A 15,876-nucleotide genomic window follows, 5' to 3' on the forward strand; every position below is an offset into this window, starting at 1 on the left:
CGTTAAGTTGTGCTGTGGGCTGAAGTTAAGGCAATATCATCGTAGCTGGCAACCACCGTATTCCTCCCGTCTGCTTTTGCCTTGTAAAGGTTTTTATCAGCAGTTTGCAGAAGAGTCTCAACAGTATCCTTTTTATCGCGGCCCGAAGCTGTTGCAATGCCAATACTGACGGTCGCATTAATGTCATCCAATAGCGGCTGCTTATTGAGTCTTTCTACAATCCGGTTCGCAATATTTGCTGCCTTATCGCCATCAGTATCAGGACAAATAATCAAGAACTCTTCACCACCCCAGCGACCGACTAAATCACCCTCCCGGGTTGTCTCTTTCATTACATTGCCAATCGCCACCAATACTTTATCACCCGCAATGTGGCCATATTCATCATTAATGCGTTTGAAATGATCGACATCCAGCAACAATATCGATGTAGGTTTTAAGTCTCGCTTCGAGGAGGCCAATAAGCTCTTTAAGCTATTATCTATGTGCAGGCGGTTAAAAATGCCCGTTAAAGGATCTGTTGTTGAGGTCTTTTGCAGTTGCTCATAAGCCTCACGCCGTGAGCGTTCATAATAACGAAACAGAAAAACCTGTGCGGTTGCAACTTCCACAAAATTAAAAAGAGCACCTAAACTTAAATTTCCCGGAACACCAAGACCCAACAATTTATACAAAAACCAGCCGCAATAAGCGAATACCAGTCCCGTCACCCATGTACCGGCGGTTGGCCCCAGTAAGAAATAGGCAATCGGCGGTAAAATCGTAACCCACAGCAACGAATAATTTCGTCCTTCAGCCAAATGAATAAAAGCTAACAGGACGAAAACCAAGGTTAGAGTCACTATCCACCCAGCCACTTTGAAATTACCACCACGGCTAACGTAAAAGTAGATAGCAGCGGCTAAAACAAAGCCGGAAAAGTCGTATATGGCAATATCGGCAGCATCAAAAAGCGTAATATTCAGCAAGCCAATTAAGCCGAAATAAATCAGCATAATCAGCAAAACACTATAAATCAGTGATACCTGGTGATATCTGGGATCATCAGCACCAATGGTCGGATGGTATTTACGCCAATATTTCATAAGTCGCTTTTGCTGCTTTTTTCTTATGCTAGCGCGGTTTCACAGTGATTGGAACTTATATGATCACGGGTTACTTAAGCCCTGACACTCAGTGAGTAGTTGATATAAAAACGCACCACCTTGGTAAGGGTGGTGCGCTGAATAAGACACGGCTATTGCCGTTTTAAAGTCTACTTCTACGAGCTTTTCGTTTCACTAATGTAGTCGTTAACAAATTGCTCAAGTATGTTAAGTGGTACTGGGCCACTGCCAAGCACTACGTCATGGAACTCGCGAATATCGAACTTGTCGCCAAGTTCTGACTTCGCTTTTTCACGCAGCTCCAGAATTTTGTTCATACCAATTTTGTAAGCCGTTGCCTGACCTGGCATAACAATATGACGCTCGACCATCTTCACTGCATCAGACTTGGCATTTGGGGTATTGGTCACATAGAAATCGATACCCTCTTCGCGCGTCCACTTCTTGTCGTGAATACCGGTATCCACGACCAAACGAACCGCACGCCATAATTCCATTGCTAAGCGGCCAAAGTCAGAATATGGGTCTTTATATAAGCCAATTTCTTTCGGCAGCTTTTCGGTATACAGTCCCCAACCCTCGCTGTAGGCGGTGTAGCGACCGAAGCGGCGGAACTTAGGAATACCTTCCAGCTCTTGTTGAATAGCAATTTGCATATGGTGACCAGGAATACCTTCGTGGTAAGCCAGCGCTTCCATTTGATACGTTGGCATAGCCTCCATATCGTACAGGTTGGCATAGTAAGTGCCTGGACGTGAGCCGTCCATTGAAGGTTGTTGGTAAAACGCCTTACCCGCAGACTTTTCGCGGAACGGTTCAACCGCCTTCACGATAAGACCCGCTTTTGGCTTATTAATGAACAACTCATCCAAGCGTTCACGCATGTTATCGATGTACGCCGTTGCTTCATCCAGATAACGCTGACGACCTTCTTCCGTGTTCGGATAGATAAACTCGTCACTGTTGCGCATGTGGACAAAGAACTCTTGCAGCGAGCCTTCAAAACCAACTTCTTCCATAATGGCGCGCATTTCTTCATGAATACGCTCCATTTCACTTAGGCCGATCTCATGGATTTCTTCTGCCGTTAAATCAGTCGTAGTAGTACGTTTCAAGGCATTATTGTAGAACGCTTCACCGTCCGGGAACTTCCAGGCACCGTCTTTCGTCGTGGCCTGTTCGGCAATACCCTCTACCGCAGTAATTAAGTTTTCGTAAGCTGGTTTCACTGACTCTAACATCGCTTTTTTAGCGTCTGCGAGCAGCTGTTCACGCTGGCTTTCGTCGATTTCCAACTTATCCAGTTTGCCGGTGAAGTCGCCCCACAGTGCACTGGCTTCGCCATCGTCAAACGGTGCGCCGGTAATAATGTTTTTGCTGTCACTAATAACGTATGGGTAAACAAACTTAGGAGCGATAATGCCTTTTTCAGCTCTCAACTCCAGGTTTTCCGCTAACTGTTCAAACAATTCCGGCAAGCCATTTAGACGCGAAATATAATCTTCAGCGTCATCAACACTGCTAATACCGTGTTGGTTGATCAGCAATGAAGCAACTTGCGAGTGCATACCAAACATTTGGTTAACCGGGTAGTTGTGATGGCGCCACTTAAAGTCAGCTATGTCGTTTTCCAGACTCTGCTTCATGAGCATCCAGCTAATTTTGGTTTGCTCATTAAGCTTTGATTCGTCAATGGCTTTAACTTGCTCTAAATGTTTTTTGGTTAACGCCAAGTCTTCTTTGGCTTGCTCGTCAGAAATGTCATCCCACTTATCCTGGTCGTCTTTAATACCCAGATAAGACTGATACATTGGGCTGCGCATGACATTTTCCATGAAAATGTCTTCAAACAGCTGATTGGCCTTTTCTGACTCGGTTTGCTCTGACTTTTGGTTGGTGTTTTCAGCGCTCGCCGTTTGCGTTTCTGCAGCTTTATTTGTTGTGCTGTCTTTTGCCGCATCTGAGCACGCAGTTGTCATTAGCACCAACGATACCGCCAGCGCAATTTTCTTATATTCAAACATGTGTGTGTTCTCCTGTTGTTGTGCTTAACTTGATAACGGTTGCAGCGCAGGATGTCAATTCGTGCGCGGTGGTAAGGTCTGTTGCTAAGGTCAACCGGCCTATTCAGCAGGGAAATAATAAACGCGGTGAATTAAGTTATTGGAAAACTCATAAACGGCCAGGCTTTTCTGCGAACGGAGCTCGCCGTTCCGGCGCCAGCTGGCCTCTTCCACAACGCTGATGCGACTGCCTAGCACAGTAAAGTCTTCTAATCGGCTTTGGCACGATGGACAAGACTTAAAGTAACCGCTCATCGCCTTAACCAAGCTTTCTTTACCACGGGTTTCAACCGTGATCTTGTCACCATTTACCGATAGCCACTGCACATCTTCAGTCACATATTGCGCCATTCGCTCAGCATTGTGGTCATTAAACGCAGCGACAAACTGCTCAACTTGTTCGAATCGGTTCGATTCTGCAAAACTAGGCACCGATAAAACAAAGCAGAAAAATATAAAGCAGTAACGTAGGTAACGCATGATCAGTCCTTAACCCATTATTGCAGGGTATGCTCACGGCGAGCTTCAATTTGTTTCGCTGGCAGCATACCACCAATGATGGGTTCCAGCGCAGCCTGAACGTTTGCAATTAATTGACCAAATTCCGACAGCATAACCGCTTCATCGACTTGCTCATTGAATACCAGAGTTACCTTTAAACTCTGCGGAAAGCGCTGGTAATCCACGTCGTGCGTCAGCCAAATAAAGCCTTGATGCTCAAATTTGGCCTCTTCACACACACGGGTCAGCTCGCGGATGATTTCTCGTTCGATTTTTTTGTCATTTTTTCGCATAAGCAAACTTTTTTTCCTGAGTGTATCGACAGTTAATTGCTAGTGCTAACGCGTCTTATGTATAAAAAAATCTATTTTCTATACATAAACATCTCTTCATATATAATATTTACGATTATTTATATATATCGGTGTTAATGCACAGAAAAGGCTAAAACTTATATGTCAGCTTCACTATCACACTAAAATCGAGTTTGTCGTTGATGAACTTAGCGTTACGCGAATTACAGCGACAAAATACCTGGAGCAACTTGTTGAGCACGGCTTTCTGAAAAAACAACGCATTGGTCGTGCTAACTATTATATTAACGAGCCTTTATGCGCTCTTCTTGTGTCTCGAGGGTAGTTTTTCTAAAACCAATACGGAATCACATCGACTAACAAACGGCCAGCGATCAGATACATTACCGCACTGATTAATGCATTGATAATACGCCACGTTTTTGGTTTATTCAGTTTGTTAGCGAGCTTTTTTGCAACAAATACCAATGTGTAAAACCACGTTGCGGAGGCACATAAAGCGCCGGCCACGAACCACGGTCTATAGGCTTGCTCAAGCCCGGCAGTAACGCCGCCGACCAGAACAACGGTGTCGATATAAACATGTGGGTTTAAAAATGTCATCGCAAAAGCCATCAATAATGCGCTTTTAAGCGATGTTCTTTTGCTTTCATTCTCGTCTACCGATAATCGACTTTCACCTTTTATTGCGGCCTTTAGCGCATTACTGCCATACCAAATTAAGAAAATGGCGCCCGCTAAGCTCAACACTTGCCCCCAGATGCTTTCAATCGAAAAAAGTGCGCCAACGCCGAACACGCCCGCCCCAATAAGTAGGATATCGCCAACAAAGCAAACGGTCGCCGCTGCAAATGGATGGTTATTGGTTAAGCCGGTTTTCAACAGAAAGGCATTCTGGCTACCAATTGCAATAATCAGCCCACCAGAAATCACGGCACCCATAACGAATACACTGACAAACTCAAACATTATCACTTCCTGCGTTGTTCTAATCGTTTAAGTCAACGATAATGGAAATCATCGCCAGTTTAATATAAAGAAACAAATAGTCAATATAATGACCGATAAAGATAAAACAGCGATTAATGAAGCTATCGCAAAACGCGTTTACACCTTTCGTAAGCAATACGGAATGTCTCTTGATGAGCTGGCTAAAAATGCCGAAATCAGCAAGGGAATGCTAGTGCAAATAGAGAAAGGGCGTGCAAACCCAAGCATCGGAATTCTATGCAAATTAGCCAATGCACTCGCTGTTTCTGTCGCAGATATCGTAGCTGTGTCAGACGACCCAAAAGTAACGATTCGACAGCCCCAGGATATTCCGACACTCTGGAATGGTGATCATGGAGGGTCTGCTCGACTGCTTGCCGGTTCAAAGGGCGCTATCATGATTGAATTATGGCGGTGGTCCATGTTTCCCAAAGAACAATTTGTATCGGAGGCGCACTCCAAAGGAACCATTGAACTCATTCACGTTGAGGAGGGTTGTTTAGACGTTTTGGTGAATGAAGAAACTTATACGTTATCCGCAGGTGACTCAATGACCGCCGAAATGGATGTCGAACACACCTACCTAAACAGCACTACCGAACCCGTTCACTTCACAATGACGGTTTATGAAAAGTCTCGGTAGGCGTTTCATAACAACAGTGGCGTCAGGGGAAAGTGAACATCGTAGACGAAGCGCAGGCTATCACCTTCCTCTATGTCGCCCCGCAACACGGCACTCGCAAGGCGCGTCTCGATCAGGGATCGGATCTGGCGACGAAGTTCGCGCGCCCCAAACTCCGGGCGGAGATAGCGACAAAGCACGTTCAACAGCTCCGACTTCAATTCCGCGTCGTCCTTGCGCTTGTCCTCCTCTCTGGGCTTAGATAGCTAAGAGTACTTAAGGAATGCGCCTTACCGTAATCTCAGGTGAGCTTCGCTTTTACATGTATGCGCGTCTAATATTCTTGGCACCTTGAACTCCGAACAGAAAACAAGGTACCTATTGAGACACCCAACCGGCCAAGAGAATTGTCGTCAACTGGTCATCCTAATTGTCGCCGAACATCCCCCCGGCAATCGAGGGGGGCTGCGTAGGGCCGTGTGGCCCTACGCAGCGTGACCTGATTGAGTCAAGGCCGGGTTGTCATGCAGGCAGTTTGGCTGCAAGCAGTTCGACCTTCTCGATATTGGGCGGAGAACTGAGCAAGGTCGCGGCGTTGGCCATCAAGGCCGCGGCGATCTGGCCGTTCAGATGTGCCTGGCGACCTGCCTCATCGGCAAAGGCATCGAACACACCGAACGTCGAAGGGCCAAACTTCAATGCAAACCAGGCAGTGGTGCCGGATTCGGCGTTGGCGAGCGGCAGTGCGCTGGCCAGGAAGTCGGCAAGCGCAGCCTCCTGGCCGGGTTTGGCTTCGAGGCGAACAAACAGGGCGAGCTTGGTCATATTGTAATCCTTTGGGTAAATGGTTTAGGTGAAAGCACCGACGAGCCTGCAGTCTAAGTCTTCATGACAACCATTTATATAGACAAAAATGACAACTTTGATATCATTATTGCCATGAAACTTCATATCCTTGTTTGTGATCGCGTGTTTGATCTGGGGCTTGCGGCGCTCACTGACACAGTGGGCTTGGCCAATGCGATGTCGAGCTCGCTGCCACAGGCTCCCGCGCACATAGAGCTCACGCTGGTGGGCGTGCGGCGTCGCATCCTAACGGCGCAGGGCTTGACGGTCCCCGTGGTCACTGCGCGTGGTGTGCCGGAACCAGACGTCGTGCTCGTGCCCGCGTTTGGTGACAAGATGCCTGACACGCTCTCGGCTCGGCTCACACGCCCCGACGTGCCCGATGCGGTCGCCGCGCTACAGCTGTGGTCCACCGCTGGCGCGCACCTTGGTGCCGCCTGCTCCGGTAGTTTCTTACTTGCAGAGAGTGGCCTGCTTGATGGGCATCGTGCGACGACGTCATGGTGGCTGGGGCCGATGTTTCGGCAGCGCTATCCGAACGTCACGTTGGACGAGTCACGCATGATCGTGAACTCGACACGCTTCACTACCGCGGGTGCCGCTTTGGCCCACGTTGACTTGGCCTTGCACATCATCCGGGGGCGCAGTCCGGCGCTGGCGGCCCTGGTGGCACGCTATCTGCTGGTCGAGGCACGCAGTTCGCAAGCCGAGTTCGTGATTCCCGACCACCTTGCGCATGCCGACCCAATGGTGGAGCGCTTCGAGAGCTGGGCCAGACGTCGGCTCGCGCAGGGGTTCTCGCTGGCGGAGGCGGCCAGCGCCGCGGGCACAAGCGAGCGCACCTTGGCGCGGCGGCTGCAAAGCGTTTTGGGCAAGACACCACTGTCGTATTTCCAGGACCTGCGCGTGGAGCATGCCGTCCATCTCTTGCGCACCGGAAACGCCAGCGTCGACCAGGTCGCCACACAGGTCGGGTATTCGGATGGGGCGACCCTGCGGGCCCTGCTGCGCCGCAAGCTGGGCCGGGGTGTCAGGGAGTTGCGACGCGGCGGATGACCAGAGGCGTTTGGTATATGTACGGCTGGAGACCGCCGCGAAACTGACGCAGGCCAAACGGCGCATTTGGACAAACTGACAAAACTACTGCCCGCCACGGCGCGCAAGCTCCAGTTTGACCCTGGACAAAGTTTTGCTGGCAATGCCGTAGTTGAGCAAATCAATGATTGAGCAACGCAGTGCCCTGACGATGCGGCGGCTCACCGTCCCCGCGCTAGCTGACAGAGCAATTCTGCCGACAGCATGGGGGAGCAGCTACTTTTTCAACAGAGTCGGCCAATAGCGGTCATCAGGGCTGGCTTGAGTCGGGGCCGAAGGATTACGCTCTCAGCCCCATAATTGCTGGTCAGACAGTTACCACGATCTTGCCGATCTGCTGATTGGCTTCAAGGAAACGATGGGCATCCTGGATGTCGCTAAGTGCGAATGTCTTTGCGATGATCGGGCGCAACGCGCCGGACTTCAACCCTTGCAGAATAAAAGCCTTCGCTCTCTCCAGGGCTTCAGGGTCGGCCACAATCTCTGCGTAGAGATAACCCTTCAAAGTCAGGCTTTTGCCCAGCACGGTAAACAGTGGAAATGGTGTCGGTTCAGAGCTGAGTGCGCCGTACACCAGCAAAATTCCGCCCCGCGCCATGCTCTGCGTGAGAGGTTCGAAGGACGGCCCGCCTACAGGATCAAATACAACGCGAGCGCCTTGACCGGCAGTTATCGTCATAACACGCTCGACGATATCCTCTTCATCGCTGACGATGACATGCGCAGCGCCTGCATCAAGCAGGGCTTGCTTCTTCGCGTGAGTTCGAGTGATCGCAATCGATGTGGCGCCGACCATTCGAGCTATTTGGAAGGCGGCCAAGCCAACACTGCTTGACGCGGCGGTAACGATGACAAAATCGCCCTGCCGTAGCTTCGCCTGTTCAATCAATGCTCCCCAGGCGGTGACGTACTGCATCCAAGACGCCGCAGCCTCTTCAAAGGACAAGTTCTCAGGGCTCTTTACCACCAGATGGGCTGGTACATTGGCCAACTCGCCGTAGGTGCCCCAGCGAGCAATATCCAAAGGTGGGATCAGAGCGACCGAGTCACCAATAGTGATCTCGGTTACGTCGCTCCCAACTGCCGTTACGATGCCTGCGGCCTCGTAGCCTAAGCGGCTGGGGAACTCCGCTTCTTGTAGGTATGCGTGATTGCGGAACATCACTTCGGCTCGGTTCAAGCCAAGAGCTTTAACACTAATCTGCACCTCGTTTGCTGCTGGTGCCGATACTTCCAGATCTTCCAGCTTCAGAACGCTGGCGTCACCGTATTCATGAATTCTGACAATGCGTGCCATATAGATACCTCGTTTATCAATGGGCCTCGACGTACATCCGGAAGGTATCCGGGCACTCGAAAGGTAACAAAAATTTAGTCATTGGTTGGCGCTAAATAATGGCCTACGATGGCGTATTACTTGGCGGCTGTCAAAGTATGAAGGCCTGTAGCCATGGCGCATCCTCCTGATGAGGGCTGAAGAATGCACCATGACTTCTTGGGCCTGCATACCTAGATTCTTTCTTGCAGCGCCTTTAAGAAGGCGTCGATATTCTCATCGTGGCGTTTGTAGTAGGTCCAGGGGCCGATCCGCTGCGATGTCACCAATTGCGCGCGCTGTAGAGCGGCGAGATAAAGCGATGTCGTTGACTGCGAGAGGCCCGTGCGCTCTTGGATGATACTAACGCACACGCCTACCGTTTCTGGGTCGACCTCCTGCCCTTCGCAGTGATGGGCAGGCTTGGACTGGAATCCTATTGTCCTGTCAGGTAGGACTATGCAATTCCCGCCGAATCGGTCGCTCGAGCTATCGCCTTCGCAATTGAGCAGCCTGCTGACGTGGATATTAACGAGATCGTTCTGCGCCCAACCGTGCAGGAATTCTAATGAGTTGAGGGTCTGTCTCTTCGGCGTCAGGCCCCGCTTATCTGGAGTGAAAAGCGGTGAGTAAAGTAACTGATTCGCTGTAAATGAGGGCGTTTTGACAGGGTAAGCACAAGCCTCTATTATACGGCGGGCCTATTTGACGAACTGTGTAACGCGGTGCCTGCTCATGAAGATCGGCCCGTAGCCATGTGCGAAACACATGGCTGCGGGCATTTGTTTTGAAGCGTGCTTTTCAACCAATGAGAAATGAAATCGTTATGAAAGAGCCGGCCAATATCAATACGACGACCGTACAACCCACCCCAACCGCCACCGTGTACGGCATGCCGGCTTACGCCGATCGTGCTGCAGCCGTGGGTGAAGTGCATGCGCGCCCGCATCTGTTGCTTGAGGCCCCCCGCGGTATATTGCAGCTCGCTTTCATGACCGAAGGTGACCAGACCAGGGATCAGATGGCGATGAGCGAGTTGTCTCATCGCTTCGGTGTTGCCGAGCCCGACCACGCTACGCCGCTACACGGCATGACATGGGATGAGGGAGACCTTCACTGTGAAAAGTACACCGAGTTCTCTACATATCTCTGGTGCGCTTCGCTGGATTCCAAGACGGGAGAGCCTTGCGGAGAAAATCCCTTCAAACATGGATTTGTTCCTCCGGGCCCGGTCATATCCGGCATCCGCTTGAGACTTCTTCCGTGGATACCAGAAACGGAGAAGGAGGCTGATCGCTTCGATCCTGCCAGCCTGTGCTACTCGTTGGTAGAGAACGGCTCTGCCGCCATCTTGACCGACTTCCGACAGGATGAGGATGGCCTGACGCAGATCCTCATCCTTGCTCGTGATTTGACCCCGGCGCGGGCAGGTGCGCTGGCTCAACGTCTATTGGAGATCGAGACGTACCGTACCTTGGCGTTGCTGTCTCTGCCGTTGACGCGATCGATGACGTCGGAGCTGCGACACATGGAGTCGCGCCTTGCTGCGATCACTGACGAGATGTGTACGAATTTGGTAGAACGCCGCGATAGCGACGTGCTGCTTTCCGAATTGACAGGTCTGGCCGCCGAACTGGAAGCTGGCGTCGCGGCAAATCTCTATCGCTTCGGCGCCAGCCGTGCCTACTACGAGATCGTCGAGGAAAGGCTGGCTGCGCTTTCAGAAGTGGCCGTATCCGGATACAGCACCTGGGCGGATTTCCTGCAGCGTCGCATCGCTCCAGCCATGCGGGAGTGCCAATCTGTAAAGGAGCGCCAGGCCAAGCTCTCCGACAAACTGACCCGAGCCATCGCGTTGCTGCGTTCGTGGATCGACGTCGAACTTGAACGCCAGAACCGCGATCTGCTGGCTTCGATGAACAACCGGGCCAAGTTGCAATTGCGCCTTCAGCAAACCGTCGAAGGCCTGTCGGTCGCGGCAATTTCTTATTACGTCGTGAGTCTTCTCGGCTACCTGCTCAAGGGCATTCCGCTCGTTCACGACAGCGTGGCGCAGGTGATGGCGGTTCTGGTACCTGCGGTGATGCTGACGATCTGGTGGATCGTCCGCAGGATAAGACACGCCCACAGCGACACGGCGGCGGAAGAGAAATCTTCCTGACGAGCTGCCGTCCTGGCGCGCGATAGCTGCGCCGTCCGTTTGAACAGAGGAGAACAACATGCCAAGCAATTCTTTCGGTGAATCCTTTTGTACCGCTGCGGCCAGCGGCCTCGTGCAGGTGCGTGGCGCGCGTGAGAACAACCTCAAAGAGGTGGACGTCTCTATCCCGCGGAATGCGCTGGTGGTGTTCTCGGGTGTCTCCGGCTCCGGGAAGTCCTCGCTGGCCTTCGGCACCATCTATGCCGAGGCGCAGCGACGCTACTTTGAGTCGGTGGCCCCCTATGCACGGCGCCTGATCGACCAGGCGGGCGTGCCGGACGTAGATGCGATCGACGGCCTGCCACCAGCGGTGGCGCTGCAGCAGCAGCGGGGGGCCAGCAATGCGCGTTCCTCCGTGGGCAGTGTGACCACCCTGTCCAGCCTGGTGCGGATGATGTATTCGCGCGCCGGCGCCTATCCCGCCAACCAGCCGATGCTCTACGCCGAGGATTTTTCGCCGAACACGCCGCAGGGGGCGTGCCCGACCTGCCACGGCTTGGGTCATGTGTACGAGGTGACCGAGGCGAACATGGTGCCCGACCCCTCCCTGAGCATCCGTGAGCGGGCGATTGCTTCCTGGCCACCCGCCTGGCAGGGCCAGAACCTGCGCGACATCCTGGTCAGCATGGGCTACGACGTTGACCGGCCGTGGAAGGACCTGCCAAAAAAGGATCGCGACTGGATTCTGTTCACCGAGGAAACACCAACGGTGCCGGTGTACGCCGGTTTCACGCCTGCCGAAACCCGCACCGCGCTCAAACGCAAGATGGAGCCGAGCTACATGGGCACCTTCACCGGCGCCCGGCGGTATGTGTTGCACACCTTTGCCAATACCCAGAGCGCGCTGATGAGAAAGCGCGTATCCCGGTTCATGGAGGGCAAACCGTGCCCTACCTGCCACGGCAAGAGGCTCAAGCCCGAAGCGCTGTCGGTTACCTTCGCTGGGGTGGACATCGGCGCGTTTATGCAGATACCGCTGGACCACTTGGCGGCATTGCTCGAACCCATCGCACAGGGCGATTTCCGCGCCCATGCAGCGGGTGCGGCTACAGACAAGGAATCGACCCGGCGCGAGCGTGCCGAACGCGCTGCCACCGGCCATGCGGTCCATGCGGTATCGTCCGACGTGCGCCATACCTCCGCGCTGTCGGAAGAAAAGCGCCTCGCCGCGCAGCGCCTGGCTGGAGGCGTGATGGCGCGCCTGCACCAACTGCGCGAGCTAGGCCTGGGCTACCTGACGCTGGACCGGGCCACGCCGACGCTTTCGGCCGGCGAGTTGCAACGCTTGCGGTTGGCCACGCAATTAAGTTCCCTGCTGTTCGGCGTCGTGTACGTACTCGACGAACCCTCGGCGGGCCTGCATCCCTCCGACAGCCAGGCCCTGTACGATGCACTCGACCGGCTGCGCGACGCGGGCAACTCGGTGTTTGTGGTGGAGCACGACCTGGACCTGATGCGCCGCGCGCAATGGCTCGTGGATGTCGGGCCGGATGCCGGGGAGCGTGGCGGCCGCGTGCTCTACAGCGGCGAGCCGGATGGGCTGCGCAAGATTGCCGAATCGCGTACTGCACGTTACCTGTTCGACGAAATTCCCGCACCCGGAAGCCGAGCACGCGAAGCAACCGGCTGGTTGGAGCTGCAGGGCATCCACCGCCATAACCTGCATGGCGTGGATGCGCGCATTCCGCTGGGCGTGCTGACAGCCGTTACCGGCATCTCTGGCTCCGGCAAATCCAGCCTCATCGCGCAGGCCCTGCCGGAATTGGTGCTGCTGCACCTGGGCCACGAGCCTGAAGACGATGCCGCCGAAAGCGCCACCAGCGAAGGGCCGGCAGTGGTCGAAGCGACCGGCGGCCATCTGGCGGGCGACGTGGACGCCATACAGCGCCTGGTGCAGGTAGACCAGAAGCCGATCGGGCGCACGCCGCGGTCGAACCTGGCTACCTACACGGGTCTATTCGACCATGTGCGCAAGCTGTTCGCCGCCACGCCCGATGCCCGACGCCGCCGCTATGATGCCGGACGGTTCTCGTTCAACGTCGCCAAGGGGCGCTGCGAGACTTGCGAGGGCCAGGGTTTCGTTAGCGTGGAACTGCTGTTCATGCCCAGCGTGTACGCGCCGTGCCCGGCCTGCCATGGCGCGCGCTACAACGAGGCCACGCTGAAGGTGCAGTGGAACGGGCGCAACATCGCCGAGGTGCTGCAGATGACCGTGGACGAGGCCAGCGAATTCTTCGCGGGTGAAGACGCGGTGGCAAGGCCCCTGCAACTGCTGCGCGACATCGGACTGGGCTATCTGCGCCTGGGGCAACCGGCCACTGAGCTTTCCGGTGGCGAGGCGCAGCGCATCAAGCTGGCGACCGAGCTTCAGCGCAGCCAGCGCGGCCGAAGCCTGTACATGCTCGACGAGCCGACCACCGGGCTGCACGCGTCGGATGCCGACCGGCTGCTGGTGCAGTTGCAGCGCCTGGTCGATGCCGGTAATACCGTAGTGATGATCGAGCACGACATGCGTGCGGTGGCCCAAGCCGACTGGGTGATCGACGTAGGGCCAGGCGCGGGCGCTGCCGGCGGCAGCATCGTGGTGGCGGGTTCCCCTCAGCAGGTGGCCCGAAAGTCTGGCAGCCGAACCGCTCCGTTCCTTGCACGGGAGTTGGCGCGGGCCGAGTAGCTTAGTTCGCCAAATGTTCAGGCCATTTGGGTGCTTGCGACAATTAGGATGACCTGTTGATGACAACTATCTTGGCTAGTTGAGCACCCGGCAAGCCCTCAGTGTTGTTTGATTATGACCCCTCTCGCGGTGGCAAGGTGCCCGTGCGCCTGCTGGATGACTTCCAGGGTATCCTGCAAGCCGATGGCTACTCCGGCTATGGGCAGGTGTGTCGCGAGAACAAACTGACCCGGATTGGCTGCTGGGATCACGCCCGAACAGTTCGCCCACCTCTTGGGTGAGATTAAAGAGCATCGTTACCCGGAAAAGAATACGGCGCTGATTTAGATCAGCTTCAAGCTCGGACTTCGAGTTCAGGAGATCGCGCTACTCCAGATCAGCGTGAAACCTGAACCAGTAAATCCCTAATCCAAATATTCAGAGGGTCCTGCGATGAGCGCTGGTGCCACACGGCGATCACGTCGAATCCGGGGATCTCGGCATTCAGCTCAATCGGCCGCAACGAGTCGTCGGGCAGCAATCGCGACGGGATGAAGCCGACAAGGTCAGTCTCAGAAATCGTTGCTTTGGCCGCCGTGAAAGTTGGTACCGAGAGCATGGCTTGCCGTGGGTGCCCCTGGTCTTCAAACCAGCGATGGACGGCACCGGTAAAGTCTCCCCGCGAAGGCGACACCACTACCTGGGGCATGTCAGCGATCTCGGCAACCGACATAGTGCTGCGAACTGCCTCATTGGCCTTCCCTGCCACACAGACATAGCGCTCCGAATACAGGGTTAACGACGGATAACTCGGTGGCGCAAACTTCGGATTGGTCAACACCAGATCCACGGTGCCATCAAGCAGGTCATTTGCCATCTCATCCAGCTCAAGTTTTTTCACCGCCAGCCTCAGACCCGGCGCTTCCCTTCTCAGGCGCTGCATCAGAAAAGGCAGGATGGTTTTCTGCTCCAGATCGGTGGAGCTGATGGTAATGGTCCGCGTCGTTGTTGCGGGATTGAACTCATCCTGCTCCAGCAACTCGCCAACGGCATTCAGGATGAGATCCAGCTTCGGCCCCAACGTTCGGGCATACGCCGTCGGAGTAACGCCTTTGCCGCTGCGGATAAACAGGCGATCATTGAAGGTGGCGCGGAGCTTTTTCAGCTGGTCACTGACCGCCTGCTGGGTCACCCCGAGTTGATCCGCCACACGGGACAGGTTGCCTTCGCGAAGCAGGCACTGAAGCGTTCGTAACTGTTTAAGGTCTACCCGGTTTAAAGCGTTCACTTGTACCTCTTACATCAAATTCTTGTTTCAAATCCTATCGGCTACTCCCTAAGCTGGCAAGCCAATAATCCAGCAACCCTACCCGCGAGGAGGAGCCATGTTCAGCATCAACTACGTCCAGCCCGTTGGCGACCTGGAGTACGACCAGCGATACAAGGGTCCAGGAGCCTCCGAGCTCACTCAATCCGTCGACACCCGACACATTGACGTCACAGACATTCGCAACCAAGCCAACGACTTCAACCTGGACGACCAGGGCTTCGAGGCGGTCCGGGTCGCCTTTGATTTTGACGACTACCAGAATGACGACGCCATTCGCGAACATTTGTATCCGCAGGTGATCGAGTACCTCCGTGACCGACTCAAGGCCAGCGAAGTGCTGATCTTTGATCACACTTATCGGTCAACCAGTCGTCAGGACCAAACCATCCATAACCGGGCGCCAGTGAAGACTGTTCACAACGACTACACCGAGAAGTCTGCGCTCCACCGCATGCTGGAAGAGACCGAACAACGACCAGAGCTTCGCGACCGCCCCTACCGGTTGGTGAACCTGTGGATGCCTGTCGGCCACCGTGTCGAGGAATCCCCATTGGCTGTTCTGGACATCAACACCGTGGCTGCGGATGACTTTCATCGCATCAAACTGGTGTACCCCGATCGCATCGGTGAGATAGCCGGGATCTCCTACAACCCGGATCATCGCTGGTACTACCTGTCAGACATGGAACCCGGCGAGGCCCTGCTGCTGAAAGTCTTCGATTCACGTTACCCCGAGGGCATATTTGGCACCCCACACACCGCGGCCGACCCCGTGAACACACCGGACAACGCCCGCAACAGAAACAGCCTGGAAGTGCGAGTCATCGCCTTTAGTTGAGGAAGC

General features: G+C 54.3%; 15 protein-coding genes and 2 pseudogenes. 8 read left to right on the top strand and 9 right to left on the bottom strand.

The features are described from left to right. Window positions 1–2 precede the first annotated feature (2 nt). The 4 genes from BM359_RS10200 to BM359_RS10215 form a co-directional block, all read right to left on the bottom strand. Window positions 3–1,085, bottom strand: a complete 1,083-nt coding sequence (locus BM359_RS10200) for a GGDEF domain-containing protein (RefSeq protein WP_054490041.1) — start codon at window positions 1,083–1,085, stop codon at window positions 3–5. A 176-nt stretch (window positions 1,086–1,261) separates the two neighbouring features. Next, window positions 1,262–3,130, bottom strand: coding sequence for a DUF885 domain-containing protein (locus BM359_RS10205; protein WP_054490039.1), 1,869 nt, complete (start codon window positions 3,128–3,130; stop codon window positions 1,262–1,264). A gap of 99 nt (window positions 3,131–3,229) precedes the next feature. After that, entirely contained in the window at window positions 3,230–3,649 is a 420-nt protein-coding gene (locus BM359_RS10210; protein ID WP_054490037.1) for a nuclear transport factor 2 family protein, read from the bottom strand. Between the two features lie 17 nt (window positions 3,650–3,666). After that, window positions 3,667–3,963 (bottom strand): hypothetical protein, encoded by a 297-nt coding sequence (locus tag BM359_RS10215; protein WP_054490035.1) that lies wholly within the window; start codon window positions 3,961–3,963, stop codon window positions 3,667–3,669. A 187-nt stretch (window positions 3,964–4,150) separates the two neighbouring features. Between BM359_RS10215 and BM359_RS13185 the strand changes: the two genes are divergently transcribed. Then, window positions 4,151–4,309 carry a hypothetical protein gene (locus tag BM359_RS13185; protein WP_327077530.1) on the top strand — a complete coding sequence of 53 codons (159 nt, stop codon included), beginning with the start codon at window positions 4,151–4,153 and terminating at the stop codon, window positions 4,307–4,309. A 5-nt stretch (window positions 4,310–4,314) separates the two neighbouring features. On the opposite strand, the gene BM359_RS10225 is transcribed toward BM359_RS13185, so the two are convergent. Continuing rightward, the gene (locus BM359_RS10225; RefSeq protein ID WP_054490033.1) at window positions 4,315–4,953 is read right to left on the bottom strand and encodes a LysE/ArgO family amino acid transporter; all 639 of its coding nucleotides are present in this window, start codon (window positions 4,951–4,953) and stop codon (window positions 4,315–4,317) included. A gap of 88 nt (window positions 4,954–5,041) precedes the next feature. Here BM359_RS10225 and BM359_RS10230 point away from each other — a divergent pair, with 88 nt between their 5' ends. After that, the gene (locus BM359_RS10230) at window positions 5,042–5,617 is read left to right on the top strand and encodes a helix-turn-helix domain-containing protein (protein WP_054490031.1); all 576 of its coding nucleotides are present in this window, start codon (window positions 5,042–5,044) and stop codon (window positions 5,615–5,617) included. 5 nt (window positions 5,618–5,622) lie between these two features. Here BM359_RS10230 and BM359_RS13205 read toward each other — a convergent pair whose 3' ends face one another. Further along, a complete protein-coding gene (locus BM359_RS13205) occupies window positions 5,623–5,817 on the bottom strand; it encodes a hypothetical protein (RefSeq protein WP_074930853.1) in 195 nt (64 codons plus the stop codon). A gap of 301 nt (window positions 5,818–6,118) precedes the next feature. Beyond that, window positions 6,119–6,421 (bottom strand): putative quinol monooxygenase, encoded by a 303-nt coding sequence (locus BM359_RS10240; protein WP_007182542.1) that lies wholly within the window; start codon window positions 6,419–6,421, stop codon window positions 6,119–6,121. A 768-nt stretch (window positions 6,422–7,189) separates the two neighbouring features. Here BM359_RS10240 and BM359_RS13210 point away from each other — a divergent pair. Next, window positions 7,190–7,498 carry a helix-turn-helix domain-containing protein gene (locus BM359_RS13210; RefSeq protein WP_412458233.1) on the top strand — a complete coding sequence of 103 codons (309 nt, stop codon included), beginning with the start codon at window positions 7,190–7,192 and terminating at the stop codon, window positions 7,496–7,498. Between the two features lie 346 nt (window positions 7,499–7,844). On the opposite strand, the gene BM359_RS10255 is transcribed toward BM359_RS13210, so the two are convergent. Further along, on the bottom strand, window positions 7,845–8,834 hold the full coding sequence (locus BM359_RS10255) for a zinc-dependent alcohol dehydrogenase family protein (protein ID WP_054490026.1): 990 nt from the start codon (window positions 8,832–8,834) through the stop codon (window positions 7,845–7,847). 482 nt (window positions 8,835–9,316) lie between these two features. Between BM359_RS10255 and BM359_RS13050 the strand changes: the two are divergent. The 4 genes and pseudogenes from BM359_RS13050 to BM359_RS10275 form a co-directional block, all read left to right on the top strand. Continuing rightward, window positions 9,317–9,421: pseudogene (locus BM359_RS13050) on the top strand (oxidoreductase); the annotation flags it as partial. A 257-nt stretch (window positions 9,422–9,678) separates the two neighbouring features. Further along, window positions 9,679–11,013, top strand: a complete 1,335-nt coding sequence (locus BM359_RS10265; protein ID WP_054490244.1) for a DUF3422 family protein — start codon at window positions 9,679–9,681, stop codon at window positions 11,011–11,013. Between the two features lie 58 nt (window positions 11,014–11,071). Further along, entirely contained in the window at window positions 11,072–13,723 is a 2,652-nt protein-coding gene (locus BM359_RS10270) for an excinuclease ABC subunit UvrA (RefSeq protein WP_054490024.1), read from the top strand. Window positions 13,724–13,809: 86 nt separating this feature from the next. After that, a pseudogene (locus tag BM359_RS10275) lies at window positions 13,810–13,980 on the top strand (IS66 family transposase); the annotation flags it as partial. A gap of 119 nt (window positions 13,981–14,099) precedes the next feature. Here the strand turns inward: BM359_RS10275 and BM359_RS10280 are convergent. Further along, window positions 14,100–14,990, bottom strand: coding sequence for a LysR family transcriptional regulator (locus BM359_RS10280; protein ID WP_054490022.1), 891 nt, complete (start codon window positions 14,988–14,990; stop codon window positions 14,100–14,102). A gap of 97 nt (window positions 14,991–15,087) precedes the next feature. On the opposite strand from BM359_RS10280, the gene BM359_RS10285 reads away from it, so the two are divergent. Next, complete coding sequence (locus BM359_RS10285) at window positions 15,088–15,870, top strand: CmcJ/NvfI family oxidoreductase (RefSeq protein WP_054490020.1); 783 nt, start codon at window positions 15,088–15,090, stop codon at window positions 15,868–15,870. Window positions 15,871–15,876 lie beyond the last annotated feature (6 nt).

This window comes from Idiomarina abyssalis, assembly GCF_900116625.1.
GTDB lineage: Bacteria > Pseudomonadota > Gammaproteobacteria > Enterobacterales > Alteromonadaceae > Idiomarina > Idiomarina abyssalis.

Bases quoted from the DNA above. Each gene is read 5' to 3' on its own strand.
- BM359_RS10200 (WP_054490041.1), bottom strand. From the start codon at position 1,085: ATGAAATATTGGCGTAAATACCATCCGACCATTGGTGCTGATGATCCC.
- BM359_RS10205 (WP_054490039.1), bottom strand. From the start codon at position 3,130: ATGTTTGAATATAAGAAAATTGCGCTGGCGGTATCGTTGGTGCTAATG.
- BM359_RS10210 (WP_054490037.1), bottom strand. From the start codon at position 3,649: ATGCGTTACCTACGTTACTGCTTTATATTTTTCTGCTTTGTTTTATCG.
- BM359_RS10215 (WP_054490035.1), bottom strand. From the start codon at position 3,963: ATGCGAAAAAATGACAAAAAAATCGAACGAGAAATCATCCGCGAGCTG.
- BM359_RS10225 (WP_054490033.1), bottom strand. From the start codon at position 4,953: ATGTTTGAGTTTGTCAGTGTATTCGTTATGGGTGCCGTGATTTCTGGT.
- BM359_RS10230 (WP_054490031.1), top strand. From the start codon at position 5,042: ATGACCGATAAAGATAAAACAGCGATTAATGAAGCTATCGCAAAACGC.
- BM359_RS10240 (WP_007182542.1), bottom strand. From the start codon at position 6,421: ATGACCAAGCTCGCCCTGTTTGTTCGCCTCGAAGCCAAACCCGGCCAG.
- BM359_RS13210 (WP_412458233.1), top strand. From the start codon at position 7,190: ATGGTGGAGCGCTTCGAGAGCTGGGCCAGACGTCGGCTCGCGCAGGGG.
- BM359_RS10255 (WP_054490026.1), bottom strand. From the start codon at position 8,834: ATGGCACGCATTGTCAGAATTCATGAATACGGTGACGCCAGCGTTCTG.
- BM359_RS10265 (WP_054490244.1), top strand. From the start codon at position 9,679: ATGAAAGAGCCGGCCAATATCAATACGACGACCGTACAACCCACCCCA.
- BM359_RS10270 (WP_054490024.1), top strand. From the start codon at position 11,072: ATGCCAAGCAATTCTTTCGGTGAATCCTTTTGTACCGCTGCGGCCAGC.
- BM359_RS10285 (WP_054490020.1), top strand. From the start codon at position 15,088: ATGTTCAGCATCAACTACGTCCAGCCCGTTGGCGACCTGGAGTACGAC.